The sequence below is a fragment of the Ensifer sp. genome, from assembly GCF_035999185.1.
Lineage (GTDB): Bacteria > Pseudomonadota > Alphaproteobacteria > Rhizobiales > Rhizobiaceae > Ensifer.
Window position 1 is genome coordinate 75,884 of record NZ_DASYHB010000025.1, and the last position, 21,006, is coordinate 96,889.

Consider the following 21,006-nt stretch of genomic DNA (forward strand, 5'->3'; position numbering starts at 1 on the left):
TAGGACCCTATGTGATATAAATAGGATCCTATGTAAATGCAAGCGGGGCGATGTGAATGATGAATGACGGAACCGTATGGCGGCCGCAGGAGATGCCATCGCTTGTGATCGGCCGGATTGCGCGGCTTCTGGCAAGGCTTGACGATGAAGGGCTGAAGGACGTCGGGATCAGCGTCGCGCAGCTTCCCGTGCTGGTCGCCCTGAAGAACGGCGAAATGCTGACACAAAAGGAACTCGCGGCCATTGCGGGCGTGGAACAGCCCAGCATGGCGCAGCTGCTTGCCCGCATGGAGCGGGACGGTCTGATACGGCGCGACCCCGATCCAAACGACAAGCGCAGCAGCCTGATTTCGCTGGAAGCCGAGGCCCATCGGCGACTGGAACCGGGCCGCGATGTCCTGCGTCATAACAACAGAGAAGCGCTCGCGGGGTTTTCGCCTGACGAGGTGCGAACGCTGACCGATATGCTTCATCGCATTTACGCGAACCTTGCGGATCGCTGAAAGGCGATCTGCCGATCGGTTGGGGGCGCTACTTGCGCTCCCGGACCTTCGGCAGGTTGCTGAGCAGCGACGCACATGCCTTGGTAATGTGGGTCACAAGCAGTTCCGAAGCCAGTTCCACGTCCCTCTTTCGGCAGGCGGCGAGGATTTCGCGATGCTCCCGGTCGTCGACGCCGGTGCCGCCCGACAGGGTCAACTGAATGCGCAGATATCGTTCGATGCGGTCGTTCACGGACCGGATCAGGTTCATCAGGAAGGGCTTGTCTGCATCCTCGTAGAGGCATGAGTGGAACTGCCAGTTCAGCTCCGCCCAGCGCGCAACGTCGGTTTCGCGCGCAAATTCATCGCAATATTCTTCCGCTCTTTGAAACGTGCGCTCGGACATTCGCGGCATCGACAGCCTCAGGGCGTTGGCTTCCAGCATGGCCCTGACTTCGAAGATCTCGGCGATCTCGGGTTCGGTGATGCTGGTGACGACAGCGCCGCGGTTCCTGTGAAACTCGACGAGCCCCTCGGCCTCGAGGCGCTTCAAGGCTTCGCGAACCGGTATCTTGCTGACGTCAAAAAGCTTGGCAATGTCATCCTGCCGGATCGGCTCGTCTTCGTCCAGGATGCCGGCGACGATCGCTTCGCGAATATATTTGGCGATGATGTCCGAGGTCGGCGGCGCGTTGCCGAGCGATGGCAGGTTCAGGGCTTTGAGCGGCAATGTTCACTCCATGATCGGTCGTCGCCGACCCGTCAATCACATCGAATAACGTAGGACATATACGATCTTGTATTCAATGTCTTGACTCGTAATCGTATACGATATTCAATATAACAAAGACAAGCGGAATTGCGATGATGAGTGGGCAGAAAACTCCTGACCTGATTGGATATGTGACACCGCTGAGTGCGGCGCCGGGTGGGACGTTGGAGTTCAAGATCTCGTCTGAGCGAGATCGCCCAGTCTCTGCGCGCGCGCTTCGCCTGATATGCTGTGATCCAAATCCAAACGGGCCGGGCGCCAAGACCGAGGCAGCCGACTTCGGCCTCGCGGAAGAATACGCCTGCACCGCACAGCCGGCCCATCTCGGATCGTGCGCGTTCGGCGCCATTCCGGGATTGGACGATCATGCAGCCGTGAAGGTCGACTTAAGACTGAAGCCGACGCTGCAATCGGACGTGGTTCAGACGCTGTTTGCGCTACAAGACGCCGATGGCACCGCCGGGGTGGAGGTGGCCATCCGCAAGAACAGGTTGTTCTTGCGGCGCCTGGATCAGGAGCTCGGGCATGAATTGGATATGGACCTGCCGACGGGGCGTTGGTCCAGCCTTGAGGTCGCCTTCGACAAGAAGGGTGTCATGATTGCCGTTTCGCCGGTCCATCGGAAAAACGAAGAAGAAGCGGCGTGCGCCATATTCCCGAGCCCAATGCGCGTGGCACTCGCTGGCGCCGACCATATCTGTATCGCCGCTCTTTGGCAGGGGCACCCTCACCAGACCTTCAACGGTGTCATCGAAAATCCATCGATAAGCGTTCTGCGCGATGACACGAAAGAGATCGGGCCGGGTGCCGCCTGGGAGGTCCTTGCCAGCTGGAACTTCGGCGGTGACGCCCATCAGACATTGGTGCCGGACGAACAAGCTGCGGGGCGAGACCTGTCGCTCATCAACATGCCGACCCGCGCCGTCCGGTCGTCCGCCTGGTCCGGCCGCAACATGGATTGGAAGCATGCCCCTGATGACTATGCTGCAATCGCCTTTCATTCCGACGATCTCAGCGATTGCGGGTGGCAGACCACGATCCGAGTCAACGTGCCCGCGCACATCCGTTCCGGGGTCTATGGGCTGGAGATCGACAACGGCGTCGGCAAGGATACGATTCCGTTCTACGTGACCCCGGGGGAGGGAACGCCACGGCAGAGGATTGTCTTCCTCGCCCCGACCTTCACCTATATGGCCTACGCCAACTTCGCCCGCGGTAACTTTGCCGGCGCGCTTTCGGAGCGGGTGGCGGCGTGGAACGCCTATCCGCTCAATCCGGATGAGGTTGGAGCCTATGGCTACTCGACCTATAGCCGACATCCCGATGGAACCGGCATCACGCTGTCGTCGCGCCTTCGGCCCATTCTGACGATGCGGCCGCAATACCTGATCTACTTCGACGAGAACGGGTCAGGCCTGCGCCACTTTCCGGCGGACTCGCATCTCACCGATTGGCTCGAGGAGAAGGGGTTCGCCTTCGATGTCATCACCGACGAGGATCTCGATCGGGACGGACTGGCCGCGTTGTCGGCCTATGACGTGGTGCTGACGGGAACGCACCCCGAATATCACACCCGGCGGACGATCGAGGCGCTGATCGCCTATCGGGAAGGCGGCGGCAACCTGATGTATCTCGGCGGCAACGGCTTCTATTGGAAGATCGGTCGCAATGACGACATGCCTCATATGATCGAGGTCCGACGGGCCGAGGGCGGCATGCGAGTGTGGGCGAGCGCACCCGGAGAATACTATCACCAGCTCGATGGGGAGTATGGCGGCTTGTGGCGCCGCAATGGCATTCCTCCACAGAAGGTTGCCGGCGTCGGCTTCACGGCTGAGGGCGCATTCGAAGGCTCCTATTATCTGCGGACCCCCGCGTCATATCGCGACGATCTCGCCTTCCTGTTTAAGGGCATTTCGCCAAACGAGCGCATCGGAGATTTCGGATTGTCTGGGGGAGGTGCTGCCGGCTTCGAGATCGACCAGGCGGCGACGGATCTCGGCACGCCCGATTTCGCGACAGTTGTCGCCTTCTCTGAAGGGCACGGACCGTCTTTCCACACGACGTTCGAAGAGCTTCTGCTTCCCGGAGTGTTCGATGGCCCCCCGCGAGATCAGGGTGGCGTGAGCGCCAACATCGTCTACGGCCGGTCTGAGACGGCCGGCGGCCTTTTTGCCGTCGGCTCGATCACGTTTTGCGGGAGCCTGTCGCACAACAATTACGACAACAATGTCTCGCGGCTTCTTGAGAATTGCCTGAGGAGTTTTCTCGATGATTGAGGCCGATGATCGCGAGGACGTTCGCATCACCTTCGAAGACCTGAAGTCGCTTCTGCGGGCGATATTCGTCAGCAGCGGCACTTCGCTGGACACGGCCTATATTCTCGCGGAAAACTGCGCCGGATGCGAACGGGACGGCGCGCTCAGCCACGGCATATTCCGAATGCCAGGCTATGTGGATTCGCTTCGATCCGGGTGGGTGAGTGGGCAGGCGGTTCCCGCCGTCGAACGTTTCGGGCCTTCGTTCATTCGGATCGACGCACGGAACGGTTTTGCGCAAAGCGCACTCGCGTCTGCTGATCCGATGATCCGGCGGGCTGTTCGCGAAACCGGCATCGCAATCGCGGCCATTCGCAATTCCCATCATTTCAGCGCGTTGTGGCCGGACGTCGAGCCCTTCGCCGTTGACGGCTATTTCGCCATGACGATGGTGAACGGCCTTGCAAACGTCGTTCCGCACGGCGGCAGGCAGGCCGTCTTCGGCACCAATCCCATCGCTTTTGCTGTTCCCGTTGAATGCAGCGGGCCTCTGGTCGTCGACCAGGCGACGAGCGTGATGGCGAACGGCGAAGTGCGCCTCCATGCGCTGGCCGGCAAGGCGGTGCCAAACGGCACGGGTGTTGATCGTGACGGGAAGCCCACGACCGATCCCCATCAGATCCTGGCAGGCGGCGCTTTGAACACCTTCGGCGGCTACAAGGGCTCGTCGATCGCCCTGTTCGTCGAAATCCTCGCCGGCGCCGTCACGGGCGGACAGTTTTCGTTCGAGACCGATTTCACCGGTTTTCCCGGCGCGCAGACCCCGAAAGCGGGTCAGCTCCTGATCGTCATCGACCCGAGCTGGGGCGGCTCCGCAAATTTCACATCCCGCATGGCGCTCCTCTGTCGCCAGTTGCTCGACGCCGGCCAGGACCGCCTGCCGGGCGCGCGCCGGTTTGCGAACCGCGCCGCATCCGGGCGCTCGGGCATTCCGGTCAAGGCGAGTGATCTTCAGCGGCTGCGACTGATGGCGTGCGACCAGAACACTCAAACATGAAGGTGCAGACGATGCTCGATAAGAACAGACTGGAATTGCGGCGAGAGCTGGCCCCGGGGCAGGTCGACCAGCTGGTCGACCTCTTTCAACAGGAATGGTGGACCAAGGGGCGGCAAAAGGCAGATGTCGAACGGCTGATGCGGCACGCGGGGCCGGTTTTCGCGTTCGTCGATCCATTGAACGACGAACTCGTAGCGTTTGCACGCGCGATGACCGACGGCGTCTACAAGGCGATGATCTTCGACATCATCGTCAAGGACACGTGGCGGAACACCGGGCTTGGCCGTCTCTTGATGGACACGGTGATGACAGATCCCGTCCTCGCGGGCGTCAGGCATCGCGAACTCTACTGCCTCGAAGAAATGGTGCCTTTCTATGAAAAATGGGGCTTTACGAGCAATCTGCCCGGCCTCTACTTCATGCGCCAAGCGTCCTGAGCCTTGCCATGAGCACCGACCGGACTGTCCTTGACGTCGACTATGCGGTGATTGGCCTTGGGGCGATGGGGGCATCGACGCTTTACTTTCTCGCCCGTTCCGATGCGAAAGTCGTCGGCATCGACCAGTACAGCCCGCCGCATACCCTTGGCGCGAGCCATGGCGGCTACCGCGTGACGAGAGAGGCTGTCGCCGAGGGGCCCGCCTACCTTCACTTCGTCCGCCGCTCGAATGCGCTTCTGAGCGATCTTGAACGACGGCACGGGGTCGGTCTTGTTGGGCGAACCGGAACGTTGATTGTCGGATCGGACGCTGCCGGGCGTTCCAGCTTTCTGCGCGATACCGTCGAGATCGCCAAAGCCAATGGCATCGAGCACCAGCTCTTGTCATCCAATGATTTGCGGCAGCGCTATCCGCAGCTTGTCGGCTTGGACAAGGATGAGGTCGGTTATTTTGAACCGGCCTCCGGTTTCATCCGACCGGAGCCCCTGTTGAACCTGCAGATCGCGCTTGCAAGAGAAGCGGGCGCCGAGATTTTCGAGAATACCGCCGTCAACCGGATCTCTCCGCTCGACGGCGGCGTCGAAGTGGAGGCGGGCGGCATCCGCATTCGCGCACGAAAAGTGGTCGTCGCTGCCGGCCGATGGTTGGGATCGCTACTCGGCGGGCAGTCCGGCGATCTTTTGTCGGTGACCCGGCAAAGAACCTTCAGCTTCAGGGCGTCCGACGAGCCTGCCTATCGGACAGGAAAATTTCCGACCCTGATGTGGTTTCGTAAGAGCGTTGGCGGCGAATGTGCAACGGTTTTCCCGCTGGAAGCAGCGGAAGGAGCTTTGAAATTCTTCGTGGCCGATACGGAGGCTGACGGCCCCGATGGCCTTTCCGGCGACGATTTTTACGATCGTCACGTCCAGCCGTTCTTCGCGGGCGTTTCCAGGCAACTGCACAGCTCGCAGCCCTGCTTCTACACGTCGACGCCGGATCACGGCTTCATTCTCGACTGGCATCCGCAAATCCCGGGCCTGTTCCTGGTCTCTGCGTGTTCGGGCCATGGTTTCAAGCATGCGTTGGGTATTGGCGAGGCCGTAGCAGGGCTGTTTGCGGATCGTCCGGTCATTGACCTCTCGGCGTTCAACCTGGCCCGGTTCGCCGCCAACAAGCTGCCCCGGTAAACAACGAAAGCAAATGCCGACAAAAGCGGCTTGACTCACATCGTAGATCGTATACGATATCTGAAAATAGATATGAAACGGCCTTCACCGTCTGCAAGAGGGAGAAACATGAAGTACGATCGGTTCCTGACCACAGTCGAGCTGCACACCTGCGGCGAGACCTTCCGCCTGGTCACTCAAGGACTGCCCAAGATACCGGGAAAGACCATCGTCGAGCGCATCACCTGGCTCGAGCAGAATGCGGATCACTATCGCTGCGCCGTGCTGCTCGAGCCCCGTGGCCACAAGGATCTCTACGGGGGCTATCTGACCGAGCCGGTCAGTCCCGAGGCTGATTTCGGTGTGATCTTCCTCAACAACATCGGCTACAGCCCCCACTGTGGTCACGGTGTCATTGCTCTCGCAACCGCTGCAGTCGAGCTCGGCTGGATCGAGCGGAAGGTGCCGGAGACGAAGGTCGGCATCGATGCGCCATGCGGCTTCATCGAGGCCTATGTCCAATGGGACGGTGAACGCGTCGGGTCGGTCCGCTTCGTCAACGTCCCTTCGTTCATCTTCAGCCGTGATGTGACGGTTGAAACGCCGACCTTCGGCACGGTGACGGGCGATGTCGCCTACGGCGGCGCGACGTATTTTTATGTGGACGGCAGAAAGCTCGGCGTCGAAATCCGCGAGCACGATGCGCAGCGCGTCATGCAACTCGGCTACGAAATCAAGGCCGCCGTAAACGCCAAGATGCCGTTCGTGCATCCCGAAATCCCGGAGTTCAACAACGTCTACGGCGTCATGGTCTATGGCGATCCGCGTCACGAGGGGTCCACGCAGGCAAACTGCTGCGTCTATGCCGATCGCGCTGTCGATCGTTCGCCAACGGGATCCGGTACGGCCGGCCGTGTGGCGCAGCTCTACCTGCGCGGCGAGATGGGCGCCGCCGACACGCTCGTCAATGAATCGATCATCGGCACGATCTTCAGAGGGCGCGTGTTTTCTGAAGCGAAGGTCGGCGACTTCGATGCGATCATCCCGGAAGTGGAGGGGAACGCGCACATCTGCGGTTTCGCCAATTGGGTGATCGACGAAGCCGACCCGCTGACGTTCGGCTTTCTGGTGGCCTGACCATGATCAAGAGGTTCGACGCAGAGGCTACGGAAAACCTGCTTTCCTTCGACTTGCTCGTGAAAGAGCTCGATAGAACCGTGGCGGAATATGCGGCAGGAAAGATCGCAAGCCCGGAGCGGCTGGTCATTCCCCTGGCGGACGGTGGCGTGATGCTTTCCATGCCGGCAAGCGCTGAGGATATGGCAAGCCACAAGCTGGTCAATGTTTGCCCGGGGAACGTTTCAAAGGGTCTGCCGACGATCAACGGCGAAGTCGTTGCCTATGACGCGGTGACCGGGGTCTCCCTGTTTGCCCTTGATGGTCCGACGGTGACCGGTCGAAGGACAGCGGCGATAACGTTGCTGGCGATCAGCCGGCTCCGGGCAACGCCACCCAAACGCATCGCCATCATCGGTACCGGAAAGCAGGCATCGACCCATGCGCAAGCGTTTTCGGCTTATTTTCCGGACGCCGAGCTCGTCGTTGCCGGTATATCCCGGGAGGAGGAGACGCGGTTTTGCGCCAGGCACACTTCCTCCGGCGTTCGACCGTTCACGGATCGCACTTGGTCCGGCGTCGACGTTGTCGTTACGCTGACCACGAGCAAGTCGCCTGTCTATACGGAGGCGGCGACCAAAGATCGGCTCGTTGTGGGGGTAGGGGCGTTCACGCCTGATGCAGCCGAGGTTGACCGCGACACGGTGCGTGCAAGCACGCCCATCGTCGACGATCCGGCTGGAGCGCGCCACGAGGCGGGCGACCTCATCCAGGCCGGCGTCGACTGGGCCAAAGTGATCTCGCTTGGCGACGTGCTTGAGGGCAGGGCGAGCATCAATGGGCCAGTCTTTTTCAAGAGCGTCGGTTGCGCGGCGTGGGATCTCGCGGCCTGTCGGGTGGCCCGCACCGCGATTGCCGCAGGCGCGTCTGAGCAACATTGACTCCAATAGACTATCGTATACGATATCCTGATGCGGTCGTGCGCTGGCCCGTTTGCGGCAAAAGGCTCATCGCAAGAATCGTATACGATAGTCGATATTCGAAAATTATAACAAAGAGAGGAACTGGAAATGAAAAAACTCATCCCGCTCATGGCTTTCGCCGCTGCAACGATCTGCGGCACGGCTGCCCATGCAGACCAGCTCGACGACATCATCAGCGCCGGCAAGCTTCGTTGCGCGGTTCAGCTCGACTTCCCGCCGAACGGTTCGCGCGACGCCGACAACAATCCGATCGGCTTCGACGTCGACTACTGCAATGACCTCGGCAAGGCGCTCGGCGTCGAGGTCGAGATCGTCGATACGCCGGAAAACGACCGCATCCCGGCAATCCTGTCCGGCCGCGCCGACGTTGCGGTCGCCGTTGCCTCCGATACGCTGGAGCGCGCAAAGACCGTGGGCTTCTCGATCCCTTATTTCGTTTTCGAGACCATCGTCCTGGCGCGCCAGGATTCGGGCATCAAGGCCCCTGACGACATCAAGGGACACACGGTGGGCGGTCCGGCCGGCGCCTATGAGACGCTCGCGCTTGCCAAGGAGGTCGAGAAGAAGAACGACCCCGCGTCGAAGATGCTGACGTTCCAGACCCAGTCGGACACGTTTCTGGCGCTCGGTCAGAAGCGCATCGACGCGACCTACACGACTTCCACGATTGCAGCGGCAATCATCGAATCCGGCAAGTATCCGGGCCTGAAGGTCGTCGGGCCTGCGCCTGTCGATGCCGACTACTGCGCGCTGATCGTCAAGCGCCAGGAGCAGGGCTGGCTCAATTACGTCAACCTGTTCCTGAACCGCCAGGTACGCTCCGGCCGCTACGCCGAACTCTACAAGAAGTGGATTGGCGATGACGTCGGCGCGACGCCCGATCTCACCGTTCCGGGCGTCTATCGCTAACGACGATGCGTTTCATCTGACCACGGCGCCCGATCACGATCGATCGGGTGCCTCCTCGTGAATTCCTCTTTGTGCGCATGGCCGCGACCGGCCAGCGCTTGCAGAGAATGAGGTCGAAAATGGACTATCAATTTCAGTGGAGGCCGGTCCTGCGCTCGCTTCCCGAGATGCTGTGGGGCGCTCTGCAGACGATCGAGATTGCGGGCCTCGCCATGCTGCTCGGAACGATCCTCGCCATCTTCCTGGCTCTCGCCAAACGATCCGGCAAAACCTATCTGTCCCTGCCGGCTGACATGTGGATCGAGACCGCCAGAAACACGCCGGCGCTCTTCCAGATCTATATGCTCTTTTTTGGCCTGGGCTCGCTCGGCCTGCAGGTTGGCTCGTACGCCGCGCTGTTGCTCGGCATCACGTTCAACAATGCCGGCTATCTCGCCGAGACGTTCCGCGGCGGCTTCGCAGCCGTTCCCGAGACACAAACGCGGGCGGCGCGCTCCCTTGGCATGGGAGCCGTGCAGACCCAGTGGCATATCGTCATCCCGCAGATGCTGCGCGCGGTGTTTCACGCGATGACCAACCAGATGGTGTGGTCCGTCCTGATGAGCTCGCTTGGCGTCATTGTCGGCCTGACCACCGATCTCACCGGCGTCACACAGGAACTCAACGTCGTGACCTACAGGACCTTCGAGTATTTCTTCGTCGCCGCATGCCTCTACTACCTCATTTCCAAGGCCTTTACGCTGTCGGCGCGCGTCGTGGCCTGGCGCTTGTTCCGATACTAGGAGGCCACGATGTATTTCGGTGGATCATTTTCGTGGGGCGACTTCCTCTTCCTGTTGTCGGGGGCCGTGACCACGCTTTCAATCACCCTTCTCGCCGTCGTCATTGGCACGGTTCTTGGCGTCCTCTTCGGTCTTGTCCGGGCTAGCGCTCCCGGGTGGATCGGCAATTCGCTCGGTGCCGTCCTCGACGTCTTCCGGTCGGTTCCGCTGCTTATCCAGCTCGTGTTGTTCAATTCGTTCAACAGCATGCTGAAGCTCAACTGGCCGACCTTCACCGTCGGGTGCATATGCCTAGGGATCTACGCCTCCGCCTTCTGCACCGAGATTGTCCGAAGCGGTGTCGACGCCGTGCCGCAGACAACACGCCGGGCAGCCCGGTCCCTCGGCCTCAGCTGGCGACAGGAACTGACGTCGATCACGTTGCCGATCGCCACCCGTGTCGTCTTTCCAAGCTGGATCGGGCTCACGCTCGGCGTGATGAAGGACACGGCACTCGTTCTGTGGATCGGCATCGTCGAGCTGCTGCGCAGTTCTCAGATCGTCACGTCACGCGTTCAGGAGCCGCTCCTGATCCTCGGTATCACCGGGCTCATCTACTTCGTGATGAGCTTTCCAATCGCCAGACTCGGCAATCAACTTGAGAAGAAGTGGGGCACACAATGATTGCCATTGAGAACGTTCACAAACAATTCGGCGCGTTGCATGTGCTGAAAGGTGTTGATCTGTCGGTCAAGAAGGGCGAAGTCCTGTCGATGATCGGCGGTTCGGGTTCCGGCAAGTCGACGATGCTGATGTGCATCAACGGTCTTGAGGGCATTCTGCAGGGTCGGATCACGGTCGATGGCGTCGAGGTTCACGCCAAGGCGACCGACCTCAACAAGCTTCGCCGTCGCATCGGCATCGTCTTTCAGCAGTGGAACGCCTTTCCGCACCTGACGGTGCTGGAAAACGTGACGCTTGCTCCGAGAAAAGTCCTCGGCAAGTCGAAGGAGGAGGCTGAAGCGATCGCGATCGAGCAGCTCTCGCATGTCGGCTTGAAGGAAAAGATCGGCGTGTTTCCCTCCCGGCTTTCCGGCGGCCAGCAGCAGCGCATGGCGATCGCGAGGGCTCTTGCGATGTCTCCGGACTACATGCTCTTCGACGAGGTCACCTCCGCGCTCGATCCGCAGCTTGTCGGCGAAGTGCTCGACACGATGCGCATGCTGTCGAAGGAAGGCATGACGATGATCGTCGTCACGCACGAGATGCGCTTTGCCCGCGAAGTGTCGGATCGCGTCGCCTTCTTCCGCGAAGGGCGCATTCACGAGATCGGCACGCCGGAGCAGATTTTCGAGAGCCCTGAGAAGCCGGAAACGGCAGCCTTTCTGAAGTCGTCGACGTGAAAAGCCGCCGACCATTCGGCTTCTCAAGCAATCGAGGAATGTGAAATTGCGCTCATCCAAAATCGTACATGTCGTCAGCTGCCATGCCGAAGGTGAGGTCGGCGATGTCATCGTCGGTGGCGTTGCACCGCCACCGGGGGCGACCATCTGGGAGCAGTCTCGCTGGATTGCGGAAGACGAGACACTGCGAAACTTTGTCCTCAACGAGCCGCGCGGTGGTGTCTTCCGACACGTCAACCTGCTGGTGCCGCCGAAGAACCCGAAGGCGCAGTTCGGCTGGATCATCATGGAGCCCGCGGACACCCCGCCGATGTCAGGTTCGAACTCCATGTGCGTTTCGACCGTTCTCCTCGACACGGGGATCATTCCGATGGAGGAACCGACAACACGCATTGTGCTTGAGGCGCCCGGCGGTCTGATCGAAGTGGAGGCCGAGTGCCGAAACGGCAAGGCGGAGCGCATACGCGTGCGCAACGTGCCCTCCTTCGCCGACAAGCTCGATGCGAAGATTGAAGTCGAGGGGGTGGGGACGCTGACCGTCGATACGGCCTATGGCGGCGACAGCTTCGTTATCGTCGATGCCGCTGCGACGGGCCTTAGGCTCGACCCCAGCGAGGCTCGCGATATTGTCCGTTTGGGGATGGCGATTACCGTTGCCGCCAACGAGCAACTCGGTTTCAAGCACCCATTCAACGACTGGAGCGGCATTTCCTTCTGCCAGTTCACCAATCCGGTGGCCAGAAAGGACGGCGTTCTGCATGGCAAGAACGCCGTTACGATTAGGCCGGGTAAGATCGACCGTTCGCCATGCGGCACGGGTACCTCAGCCCGGATGGCGGTCCTTCATGCCAAGGGACTGATGAAGCCCGGCGAGATGTTTGTGAGCACGTCGCTGCTGGACACCGAGTTTCATTGCAGCTTCGATGATGAGAGGGACATCAACGGCAAGACCGGGATCAGTCCGATCATTTCGGGTCGTGCCTGGGTGGTTGGTACGAAGCAACTGATGGTCGATCCGTCAGATCCCTTCCAAGCCGGATACCGTGTCGCCGATACCTGGCCAATGAGCGAGCAGGGTGATCTTGATGCCGATCGTTAAAGTCGAGCTCTTTCCCGGCCGCAGCGCGAAGACGAAGGCTGAGCTTGCGAAAGCCATCACCGAGACACTCGAACGAGTGGGCGGAATCAATCCGGAAGCGACAACGGTGTTGTTTGTCGAAGTTCCCGGCGATGCATGGTTTGTTGCTGGTGAGCCGCTCGCAGGTGCACCCGCCGGGAGCTGAGGCTCAGTCGCACATCCGTTGATTTGGGGCAGCGAGCTGCGCCAAGATCGCGCCTAGCACGCCCCTGGCTTGTAAGAGGCAAGATCACGCCACCGCCGGAAAAGCGCATGAGGTTCGAGCGCTCAAATGGTTTCCGCGCAGAGGCATGTTTCGCCCTGTCGGGGGTCGTGTCCGCTCAACAATCGGTAACGTTTTCCGAGCTGCCCAAATCGATCTGCGGTTCCCCCCTCTTGACTCTAAAATAACTAACTAGTTACATAATTAATTGACGGATGGGCGTCGCGGATTGGGAGGTTCGAGTGCAGATCTACGGGATGCAGCATGTGGGATTCACCGTGCCAGACCTTGAAGAGGCCGTCCGATTTTTCGAGACGGTCTTCGGTGCGGTGACCTGCCTCGAAACGGGCAGGGTGGAGGCGGATGACGCCTTCATGCTTCGGCGACTGGGCGTTCCAGCGGGCAGGCGGATAGAGAACATCAAGGTCCTGAGGGTCGGGAACGGCACCAACCTCGAGATATTCCAATATTCCGGGGAGGCCGGAGACGAAGAACCGTTGAAGCGCAACAGCCAGACCGGTGGGTTTCACATGGCCTTCGAGGTCGACGATTGCGAGCGTGCGGCCGAACGGTTGCGTGCCGACGGCGTCGAGGTGCTGGAAGGGCCTACCCTCGTCGAAAACGGTGCGATGGCCGGGCTCACCTGGCTCTATCTGAAAGCTCCCTGGGGGCAATTCCTGGAGATCGTCAGCATGCCGGGGCCGCTCGGATACGAAAGTGCAGGCGGCCCACGGCAGTGGTCACCCATCAGCGGAAGCTGAATTCCGGGTCGCCGTCGCGGCACCTTGCCGGCGGTCAACTGATATCAAAGACATGCAACCACTGGCCCAAATGCCGGAAAGGAGAGCTGTGCCTCAAGAAATCCTGATAAGTGCGAAGCAAACCTTTGTGCTTGGCAACTACGAAGACGGTGCGCTGCTGCCCGGTCAGATCCGTGGGCGAACGCTCTTTACTCTGATCAGTCAGGGCACGGAGCTCGGCTGGGCCAATGGTGAGGTGTTTCCGATCCGGCCGGGCTATGCGGCTGTGTTCGAGGTGACGGAAATCGGAGAGGATGTCGATGATGTGAGCGTCGGTGACCGGCGCTTTGCGATGGGGCAGCATCGTGCGACGCAAACCCACGATGCCCGATATACCCTGGCGTTGCCGGACGGATTGTCCCCAGATCGCGCCGTCCTCGCCCGCTTGATGGGGGTGTCGATGACGAGCCTGATGACAACGAAGGCCCGTCCGGGGGACCGCGTGCTCATTTCGGGCGCCGGGCCGGTTGGCTTCCTTGCCGCGCATCTCTTTGCGATCGGCGGCTACCGCGTGACGGTGGTCGATCCGGATCCGGTCAGGCGCGCCCAGGCCGGGCGAAGCGGGATTGCCGATTGCCGAGCGTCAATCGGTGACGCTTCGGACCTTATCGGAAAAGTCGCCCTCGTCGTCGATTGCTCCGGCCACGAGGCTGCCATCGTCGATGCTTGCCGTCTTGTTCGCAAGCTTGGCGAAGTCGTCATGGTCGGCGTTCCCTGGAGGCGGGCGACCGAAATCTCGGCGCACGAGCTCATGCAGGCGGTCTTCTTCAATCTGGTGACGCTGCGTTCCGGCTGGGAATGGGAGGTCCCGATCCTCGGCCGCGACTTCGTTTGGGAAGAACTGCTCGAAGGGTACAACAATGCGCCGCACAGCATCTTCGGCGGCTTCTCACGCGCGCTCGAATGGCTGTCCGAGGGGCTGATCGAGGTTGAAGGCCTGATCCGCCACGTGACGCCAGGCGATCCGGCGTCGCTCTATGCGGATATTGCGCGTCGCGCGATCGAAGAGCCCTTCATCATTATCGATTGGACCTAACGGAGCGCCGGGCCGTCATCGCCCGGCTATCGCATATCTATGTGCCTGGCGCGACGCGCTGGAGCGTCGCGCGTGCTCTAGGCGCATACCAGTCGCATGATCGTGTCGACATTGAACTGCAGACGTTCGTCGATCGCTTCCTTGGCCATGAGATCACGTTCGAAAATGATCGATCCGGTGAAGCGGTTGGTCAGGTAGTAGTAGCCGATCGCGGCAATGGTGATGTTGAGCTGCACGGGATCGACGCCCGGTCGAAAAACACCCTGTGCTGCGCCGCGATCGAGAATGTCGCCGACCATGTTGACGAACTTGCGGCTGGCAGCCTTGATGACCTCGGACTTCTTCAAATGCTTGGCGCGATGAAGGTTCTCGCTGTTGACGAGCGTGATGAACTCCGGGTTCTTCAGGTAGTATTCCCAGGTAAACTGGACGAGCTTGGCAAGGGCCGCTTTCGGCTCCAGGTCGTCGAGCTTGAGCTTTTGTTCAGCCGTGCGGATGTCGATATAGGCATCTTCGAGAACGGTCTGGAACAGCCGCTCCTTGCTCTCGAAATAGTGGTAGATCATACGCTTGTTGGCGTTGGCCTTCTCGGCGATCACGTCGACCCGCGCGCCTCCCAAGCCATTCTTTGCAAACTCTTTTTTTGCCGCGTCCAGAATGCGCGCCTTCGTTGCCTCGGCGTCTCTGATGCGTGGCTTTCGGGCAGATTTCTCCGCCTCTTCGTTCGTGATGCTCAAAGCCCTTCCTCCGTCGCCCGCGCGCCTGCTGCGCTGCCTGTCATACACGCCGGAAAGCTGATCCGTCAAAGCGGTTCGTCAGATCGTCCGGCGCCTGCGCCTATTAAAAGCACTTGACTCGAGGTTTTGTAAAGAAGTAACTAGTTAGTGCGTTAAGTGGGATTGACGAGGCCGGAGGAGGCCAGGGCGACAAGCGTTCGCCGCCACCTGCGAGCCTGCATTTTCAACCCGTGTGGGACGGGGAACGCTCACCGAGGATATGGGAGGATTGGCATGTCGACCTTTATTAAGGATTTTATCGAGCGCGAGACGGTAAGTCGTCGCAACTTCTTGTTTGCCGCTGCCGCCGGCGTCGGCGCCATGACGGTACCGATGGCGTTCGGCCGTGGCACGGCGCAGGCTGCACTTACGGATCCGGCGATTGCCTGGAGCTATCGCGACAGGGCGTCCGCCTACTGGAATTCGGTCGTTTCTGGCGGTGAAGCTTTCGTGGAAACGCTCGGCAAGCCGAAGAGCGCGCTCGTCAGCCTGATCAATGAGGGGTCGACGGAAAAGTCGCTCGCCGACATCAAGGCGTTTCTTGCCAAGAACAACGGCAATTGCGCGATTGCCTGCGATGCTAATGACAGCCCCAACGCAAGGCCTGTCGTCGAGGCCGTTCAGGCGGCCGGTGCTTATGTCTCCACGATCTGGAACAAGACCGACGACCTGCATCCCTGGGACTTCGGCGACAACTACGTTTCCCATATGACCTGGTCGGATGAAAAGCCCGCCGAGCAGACGGCGCGCATTCTGTTCGAAGCCATGGGGGGCGAAGGCGGAGTGGTTCACCTCGGCGGCATCGCTGCCAACAACCCGGCGGTCGAGCGCCTGAACGGCCTCAAGAACGCGCTCAAGGATTTCCCGAATATCGAGTTGCTCGACGCGCAACCGGCCGATTGGGATACGCAGAAGGGCGCCGCCCTTATGGCTTCCTTCCTGACCCGCTACGGCGACAAGATCAAGGGCGTGCACTGCGCCAACGACAACATCGCCTACGGCGTCATCGAGGCGCTGCGCGCAGAAGGCATAGAGGACATGCCGATCGTCTCCTACGACGGCAACCCGGAAGCGGTGCAGATGGTGATGGACGGCAAACTGTTGGCGACCGTCTTCACCAATCCGCATTGGGGTGGGGGTATCAGCGCAGCGCTCGCCTATCACGCTGCCATCGGCAGCTTCAAGCCATCCGAGGAACCCAAGGAACATCGCGAGTTCTACGGCCCGACCATTCTGGTCACGGCCCAGGACGCGGCGGAGTTCAAGGCCAAATATCTCGACTCCGTTCCGACCTACGACTGGAAGGATTTCTGGGGGCCGTCCAACGGCCAGATCCAGTACTAAAATTTCGACCAGCTGGGCGGCAGCCTCTGTGCAGCCGCCCCGTTCCCCTTGTGACTTTCCAAAAGAGGGGTGTCTGACGTGACACGTCGCCTATCGCGCGAAACCTTGATCAAATGGGCGCCGCTCCTGGTGCTGTTCGCGCTGGTGATCTTCTTCACCGCGCTCAACCCGACTTTCTTTTCCTCGCGGAACTTCGCCCGCATCGCGATTGCGGCAGCGCCGGCACTCATGGTCGCCGTCGGCGTCACCTTCATCATCGTCATGGGATCGATCGACCTCTCGATGGAAGGGACGGTCTCTCTCACGGCCGTGGCCTTTGCATTCATCTTTGCCTATTTCGGCGGTTCGCTCGCCCCATCCGGCTGGGTCGCCATTCCGCTGGTCCTCGTTCTCGGCGGTCTGATCGGGCTGCTCAACGGGCTGGTCCATGTGAAACTCAAGATACCATCCTTCATGGCGAGCCTTGCGATGGGCTTCGTCGGGACGGGGGGCGCGATCCTGCTCACCGGCGGTGACATCGTGAAAGTAGGCGATGCGACCTTCCGAGGCCTCTTGACCGTACGCCTGTTGGGTTTCCCGTTGATGGTCTACGTCGCTGCCTTTTTCCTTGTCGTCGCCTGGTTCATCCAGACCCACACCACCCTTGGTCGCAACTTCTATGCCGTCGGCGGCGGTGAGGATCTCGCGCATGCATCCGGTCTCAATGTCACCCGCGTCCGCGTGACCGGCTTTGCCCTTGCCGGCGTCTTTTACGCCATTGCCGCAATCCTCGTGGTCGCGCGCATCGGCCAGGCGGAATCGGTGACCGGCGCGAACTTCATGTTCGTCTCCATTACATCAGTTGTTGTCGGTGGCGTGGCGCTTTGGGGCGGCATCGGCGGTGTCTGGAACGCACTTGTCGGCGTGCTGATCGTGAACGTCATCGACAATGGCATGGTCGTCATCGGCCTGCCCGATTTCATCCAGGACGGAATGCTCGGCCTGCTGGTCATCCTTGCCGTCGTGCTTTCGACCGACCGCAAGATGCTTTCCTTCGTCAAGTGAGGCACGCCATGTACGAACTCAAGGCTGTCGACAAGAAATTCCCCGGCGTACACGCGCTGAAGGCCATCGACTTCCACATCAAGCGCGGCGAGATCGTCGGGCTTGTGGGGGAGAATGGCGCCGGCAAATCCACCCTGATGAAGGTGATCTATGGCGCCTACCAGCCCGATGGCGGCAAGGTTCTCATCAACGGAACGCCCGTTCGCTTCGCCAATCCGCGCCAGGCGATGGAGAAGGGCATCGGGATGGTGTTTCAGGAACAGTCGCTGATCCCGAACCTGACCGTCATGGAGAACATCTTCCTCGGCTACGAACGGCAGTTCACCCGCTTCGGTCTCGTCGACTGGAAGGCTATGGCGAAAGCCGCAAACCGTCAGCTCGCCAAGGTGAAGCTCGATATCGATCCGGCGATGGTGACATCGCAGCTCTCCTTTGCCCAACGTCAACTCGTCGAGCTTGCCAAGGTGCTGACGCTCGAGGAGCGCGTGGAGGGCGATCTCGTCATCCTGCTCGACGAGCCGACCTCGGTTCTGTCAAAGGAAGAGGTGCAGCTTCTGTTCAAGCTCGTCCGGGAACTGGTCACACGGGCCTCCTTCATCTTCGTCTCGCATCGCATGGACGAGGTGATGGAGCTTTCCGACCGCATCTATGTGATGAAGGACGGCGAAGTCGTGGACGTCGTCGACCGTGGCGCTGTCCCGGCCGAGGCTATCCAGCACAAGATGGTCGGCCGCAACGTCGACAAGCAATATTACCGCGAGCACCTGCAAAAGCCTTTCGACGCCTCGAAGGCGCTCGTCGAGATGGACCGTGTGGGTCTTCCCGGCCGCATCCATGACATCTCGCTCAAGCTGCATGCCGGCGAAGTGCTTTGTCTTGTCGGCACGGAAGGCTCCGGGCGCGAGGCAATCCTCAGAACGATCTACGGCATGCTGACGCCGACCACGGGCCGCCTCAGCCTCAAGGGCGCTGATGCGAGCGATCTTTCGCCCCGGCAGTCGGTTTCTCGCGGTGTCGGCTATGTACCCCGCGAGCGCAAGATCGAGGGCATCGTCGCCGGCATGAATGTCTACGAAAACATGACGTTGTCGCAGATGAAACACCGCTCGAGAGCCGGTGTGCTGCGCGTCGGCGAAGAGCGGGCGCTTGCCCGCGAGTGGATCAAGAAGCTGTCGATCAAGGCCCATTCCGAGTTTGCCGATTGCGGCAATCTTTCAGGCGGCAACCAGCAGAAGGTGGTTCTGGCCAAGTGGCGTTCGGCCGGTTCCGACATCATGCTGCTCGACCATCCGACGCGCGGTCTCGACATCGGCGCCAAGGAAGATGTCTACGACATGATCCGCGCTATGAGCGCCGCCGGCGTCGGCATCGTGCTGGTTGCCGACACGTTGGAAGAGGCCATCGGCCTCTCGCACACCATCATCGTCGTCAAGGACGGGCGCATCCAGAAACAGTTCGCCTGCGAGCCGGGCTCCAAGCCCACGCCCTATGACCTTTTGCACTTCATGATCTGAGGGACCAATGGATATTCAGCGCCTCAAACCGCACCTTCCCTGGATAACGCTGCTGGTGCTCGTCGCCATTGTCGGCATCACCGATCCCGGCTTCCTACGGCCTGCGAACCTGCTCGGCATCGCCGGCGACATCGTGCCGCTCTTCATCATGGCGCTCGGTCTCACCTTCGCCATCTATATCGGTGGCATCGACCTGTCGGCCCAGTCGATGGCGAACATGGTGACGGTCATCGCCTCGGTTTACCTTGCCTCGCTCGGTGCCTGGGTCGCCGTACTCTGCGTCGTTGCCGGCTTTCTCCTTGGCACGCTTTCCGGCTTCGTGACGACGCGGCTCTTCGTCCCGTCCTTCATCTCCACGCTTGCGGTCGGCGGGGTTGCCTTCTCGGTTGCGCAATGGCTTTCGGGCCAGCGCGCGCTCAATATGGATGCCGTCCAGCGCAACGAAACCTTCGGCTGGATGATCGGCCATACCTGGGGCGTCCCCAACGAACTCCTGATTGCCGCCGGGCTCGTTGCTCTCTGCCTCTTCATCGAGCGGCGCACGACGCTCGGGCGCGTTCTCAAGGCGGTCGGCGCCGGCGAGCTTGCGGCTGCTGCGTCCGGTCTCGATGTCGCGCGTTACAAGATCCTTGCCTTCGCGATCTCCGGTGCGCTTGCATCCATTGCCGGCCTGCTGTTTGCGGTCAAACTCTCCGGCGGCGCCCCAACGATTGCCAACGGGTTCCTGCTTCCGGCCATCGTTGCCGTGCTGGTCGGCGGCACGCCTTTGACAGGCGGAGTTGGCGGCGTGATGAACACCGTCGTCGGCACCCTGATCGTCGCGGTCATCCGGTCTTCGATGCTCTATTTCGAGATCGACGCGACCCGGCAGCAGATCGTCTTCGGCATCGTGTTGATCATCGCCATTGCACTGACGATCGATCGCGCCAAGCTGCGCACCGTGAAGTAGGAGAGTGGCGATGACGACCATGCGCGCCGCCGTGCTGACCGCCCCGAAACGCTTCGAGGTTCGGGAGGTCGCCATGCCAAGCGTCGGACCGGACGATGTGCTCGTCCGGGTCGCGCGTACGGGGATCTGTGGCACGGACATCCATATCTTCAATGGCCATTATGCGGTCGATCGGCTTCCGCTCGTCCCCGGACACGAATTCTGCGGTACGATCTCCGAGCGTGGCGCCAACGTCCGCCACCTTGCCATCGGAGCGCGCGTGGTGGTCGATATCAACATCGGCTGCGGCAGTTGTTTCTGGTGCCGGCGCAACGAGGTTCTGAACTGCGCCGAGGTCACGCAGGTCGGCATCGGTCGGGATGGCGCCTTTGCCGAATATGTTGCGGTCCCGGCACGGCTGGCGATCCCGGTTGAAACTGACATCGCCGATGCGGTGCTTGCGCTCACGGAACCGGTCGCCTGCGTCGTTCGCGCAGCGCGCAAGGCGCAGGCGACGTTCGGCCAGTCGGTCCTCATCTTCGGTGCCGGACCAATCGGAAACCTGCATGTGCAGATGATGCGGCTTGTCGGCGCTGCGCCGATCATTGTCGCCGACCTTTCGCCGGACCGTTGTCGGATGGCGATCGAGGCCGGGGCGGATACGGCGGTGTCGGACCCAACCGAACTGAAGGCCGTGGTTCGAAAGATGACCGGCGGACGCGGGGCCGATCTGGTGATCGAGAGCGTCGGCAATCGGAAGCTCTACGAACAGGCGTTCGATCTTGCGCGCCGCGGCGGCCATGTCGCCTTTTTCGGCATTACGCCACCCGGCGAGACCGTAGCTCTCGACAGCCTGCGGACGGTGTTGGAAGAAGGGAGCCTCAAGGGTTCTGTT

The 21,006-nt window shown here is 60.9% G+C and carries 22 protein-coding genes; 20 read left to right on the forward strand and 2 right to left on the reverse strand.

Translation table 11 applies throughout. From position 1 onward, the window contains the following. Window positions 1-92 precede the first annotated feature (92 nt). Entirely contained in the window at window positions 93-503 is a 411-nt protein-coding gene (locus VGO04_RS02550; RefSeq protein ID WP_327494413.1) for a MarR family transcriptional regulator, read from the forward strand. A 28-nt stretch (window positions 504-531) separates the two neighbouring features. Here the strand turns inward: VGO04_RS02550 and VGO04_RS02555 are convergent, their stop codons facing one another. Next, complete coding sequence (locus tag VGO04_RS02555) at window positions 532-1,212, reverse strand: GntR family transcriptional regulator (protein ID WP_327494391.1); 681 nt, start codon at window positions 1,210-1,212, stop codon at window positions 532-534. 398 nt (window positions 1,213-1,610) lie between these two features. Between VGO04_RS02555 and VGO04_RS02560 the strand changes: the two genes are divergently transcribed. From VGO04_RS02560 to VGO04_RS02625, 14 genes are all read left to right on the forward strand, one after another. Further along, window positions 1,611-3,533 (forward strand): N,N-dimethylformamidase beta subunit family domain-containing protein, encoded by a 1,923-nt coding sequence (locus VGO04_RS02560; RefSeq protein WP_327494392.1) that lies wholly within the window; start codon window positions 1,611-1,613, stop codon window positions 3,531-3,533. Beyond that, entirely contained in the window at window positions 3,526-4,569 is a 1,044-nt protein-coding gene (locus tag VGO04_RS02565; RefSeq protein WP_327494393.1) for an Ldh family oxidoreductase, read from the forward strand. The genes VGO04_RS02560 and VGO04_RS02565 overlap by 8 nt, the downstream gene beginning before the upstream one ends. 11 nt (window positions 4,570-4,580) lie before the next feature. Continuing rightward, window positions 4,581-5,006, forward strand: coding sequence for a GNAT family N-acetyltransferase (locus VGO04_RS02570; protein WP_327494394.1), 426 nt, complete (start codon window positions 4,581-4,583; stop codon window positions 5,004-5,006). Window positions 5,007-5,014: 8 nt separating this feature from the next. Continuing rightward, a complete protein-coding gene (gene solA / locus VGO04_RS02575) occupies window positions 5,015-6,178 on the forward strand; it encodes an N-methyl-L-tryptophan oxidase (RefSeq protein ID WP_327494395.1) in 1,164 nt (387 codons plus the stop codon). A 108-nt stretch (window positions 6,179-6,286) separates the two neighbouring features. After that, complete coding sequence (lhpH, locus tag VGO04_RS02580; RefSeq protein WP_327494396.1) at window positions 6,287-7,294, forward strand: trans-3-hydroxy-L-proline dehydratase; 1,008 nt, start codon at window positions 6,287-6,289, stop codon at window positions 7,292-7,294. Between the two features lie 2 nt (window positions 7,295-7,296). Beyond that, complete coding sequence (lhpI, locus tag VGO04_RS02585) at window positions 7,297-8,214, forward strand: bifunctional Delta(1)-pyrroline-2-carboxylate/Delta(1)-piperideine-2-carboxylate reductase (protein WP_327494397.1); 918 nt, start codon at window positions 7,297-7,299, stop codon at window positions 8,212-8,214. A gap of 129 nt (window positions 8,215-8,343) precedes the next feature. Then, window positions 8,344-9,165, forward strand: a complete 822-nt coding sequence (locus VGO04_RS02590) for a transporter substrate-binding domain-containing protein (protein WP_327494398.1) — start codon at window positions 8,344-8,346, stop codon at window positions 9,163-9,165. Between the two features lie 119 nt (window positions 9,166-9,284). Further along, on the forward strand, window positions 9,285-9,947 hold the full coding sequence (locus tag VGO04_RS02595) for an amino acid ABC transporter permease (RefSeq protein WP_327494399.1): 663 nt from the start codon (window positions 9,285-9,287) through the stop codon (window positions 9,945-9,947). A gap of 9 nt (window positions 9,948-9,956) precedes the next feature. Continuing rightward, entirely contained in the window at window positions 9,957-10,610 is a 654-nt protein-coding gene (locus VGO04_RS02600; RefSeq protein WP_327494400.1) for an amino acid ABC transporter permease, read from the forward strand. After that, on the forward strand, window positions 10,607-11,329 hold the full coding sequence (locus VGO04_RS02605; protein ID WP_327494401.1) for an amino acid ABC transporter ATP-binding protein: 723 nt from the start codon (window positions 10,607-10,609) through the stop codon (window positions 11,327-11,329). Before VGO04_RS02600 ends, VGO04_RS02605 begins: the two co-directional genes overlap by 4 nt. 46 nt (window positions 11,330-11,375) lie before the next feature. Continuing rightward, a complete protein-coding gene (locus VGO04_RS02610; RefSeq protein ID WP_327494402.1) occupies window positions 11,376-12,428 on the forward strand; it encodes a trans-3-hydroxy-L-proline dehydratase in 1,053 nt (350 codons plus the stop codon). Then, window positions 12,415-12,612: a 4-oxalocrotonate tautomerase family protein gene (locus tag VGO04_RS02615; protein WP_327494414.1), complete on the forward strand. Its 198-nt coding sequence runs from the start codon at window positions 12,415-12,417 to the stop codon at window positions 12,610-12,612. The genes VGO04_RS02610 and VGO04_RS02615 overlap by 14 nt, the downstream gene beginning before the upstream one ends. Before the next feature lie 299 nt (window positions 12,613-12,911). Next, entirely contained in the window at window positions 12,912-13,430 is a 519-nt protein-coding gene (locus tag VGO04_RS02620; protein WP_327494403.1) for a VOC family protein, read from the forward strand. A gap of 127 nt (window positions 13,431-13,557) precedes the next feature. After that, window positions 13,558-14,505 carry a zinc-binding alcohol dehydrogenase gene (locus tag VGO04_RS02625; RefSeq protein ID WP_327494404.1) on the forward strand — a complete coding sequence of 316 codons (948 nt, stop codon included), beginning with the start codon at window positions 13,558-13,560 and terminating at the stop codon, window positions 14,503-14,505. A 77-nt stretch (window positions 14,506-14,582) separates the two neighbouring features. On the opposite strand, the gene VGO04_RS02630 is transcribed toward VGO04_RS02625, so the two are convergent. Further along, window positions 14,583-15,242, reverse strand: a complete 660-nt coding sequence (locus VGO04_RS02630; RefSeq protein WP_327494405.1) for a TetR/AcrR family transcriptional regulator — start codon at window positions 15,240-15,242, stop codon at window positions 14,583-14,585. A 273-nt stretch (window positions 15,243-15,515) separates the two neighbouring features. Between VGO04_RS02630 and VGO04_RS02635 the strand changes: the two genes are divergently transcribed. The 5 genes from VGO04_RS02635 to VGO04_RS02655 form a co-directional block, all read left to right on the forward strand. Beyond that, window positions 15,516-16,625, forward strand: coding sequence for a sugar ABC transporter substrate-binding protein (locus tag VGO04_RS02635; protein WP_327494406.1), 1,110 nt, complete (start codon window positions 15,516-15,518; stop codon window positions 16,623-16,625). Between the two features lie 78 nt (window positions 16,626-16,703). After that, complete coding sequence (locus VGO04_RS02640) at window positions 16,704-17,669, forward strand: ABC transporter permease (protein WP_327494408.1); 966 nt, start codon at window positions 16,704-16,706, stop codon at window positions 17,667-17,669. An 8-nt stretch (window positions 17,670-17,677) separates the two neighbouring features. Next, window positions 17,678-19,183, forward strand: coding sequence for a sugar ABC transporter ATP-binding protein (locus tag VGO04_RS02645; RefSeq protein ID WP_327494409.1), 1,506 nt, complete (start codon window positions 17,678-17,680; stop codon window positions 19,181-19,183). Between the two features lie 7 nt (window positions 19,184-19,190). Then, a complete protein-coding gene (locus VGO04_RS02650; RefSeq protein ID WP_327494410.1) occupies window positions 19,191-20,132 on the forward strand; it encodes an ABC transporter permease in 942 nt (313 codons plus the stop codon). A gap of 10 nt (window positions 20,133-20,142) precedes the next feature. Further along, a partial coding sequence (locus VGO04_RS02655; RefSeq protein ID WP_327494411.1) for a zinc-dependent alcohol dehydrogenase occupies window positions 20,143-21,006 on the forward strand: 864 nt, incomplete at its 3' end.

Coding starts and splice junctions, on each gene's coding strand:
- VGO04_RS02550 (WP_327494413.1), top strand. CDS start 93: ATGCCATCGCTTGTGATCGGCCGGATTGCGCGGCTTCTGGCAAGGCTT.
- VGO04_RS02565 (WP_327494393.1), top strand. CDS start 3,526: ATGATTGAGGCCGATGATCGCGAGGACGTTCGCATCACCTTCGAAGAC.
- VGO04_RS02570 (WP_327494394.1), top strand. CDS start 4,581: ATGCTCGATAAGAACAGACTGGAATTGCGGCGAGAGCTGGCCCCGGGG.
- solA (WP_327494395.1), top strand. CDS start 5,015: ATGAGCACCGACCGGACTGTCCTTGACGTCGACTATGCGGTGATTGGC.
- lhpH (WP_327494396.1), top strand. CDS start 6,287: ATGAAGTACGATCGGTTCCTGACCACAGTCGAGCTGCACACCTGCGGC.
- lhpI (WP_327494397.1), top strand. CDS start 7,297: ATGATCAAGAGGTTCGACGCAGAGGCTACGGAAAACCTGCTTTCCTTC.
- VGO04_RS02590 (WP_327494398.1), top strand. CDS start 8,344: ATGAAAAAACTCATCCCGCTCATGGCTTTCGCCGCTGCAACGATCTGC.
- VGO04_RS02595 (WP_327494399.1), top strand. CDS start 9,285: ATGGACTATCAATTTCAGTGGAGGCCGGTCCTGCGCTCGCTTCCCGAG.
- VGO04_RS02600 (WP_327494400.1), top strand. CDS start 9,957: ATGTATTTCGGTGGATCATTTTCGTGGGGCGACTTCCTCTTCCTGTTG.
- VGO04_RS02605 (WP_327494401.1), top strand. CDS start 10,607: ATGATTGCCATTGAGAACGTTCACAAACAATTCGGCGCGTTGCATGTG.
- VGO04_RS02615 (WP_327494414.1), top strand. CDS start 12,415: ATGCCGATCGTTAAAGTCGAGCTCTTTCCCGGCCGCAGCGCGAAGACG.
- VGO04_RS02635 (WP_327494406.1), top strand. CDS start 15,516: ATGTCGACCTTTATTAAGGATTTTATCGAGCGCGAGACGGTAAGTCGT.
- VGO04_RS02645 (WP_327494409.1), top strand. CDS start 17,678: ATGTACGAACTCAAGGCTGTCGACAAGAAATTCCCCGGCGTACACGCG.
- VGO04_RS02650 (WP_327494410.1), top strand. CDS start 19,191: ATGGATATTCAGCGCCTCAAACCGCACCTTCCCTGGATAACGCTGCTG.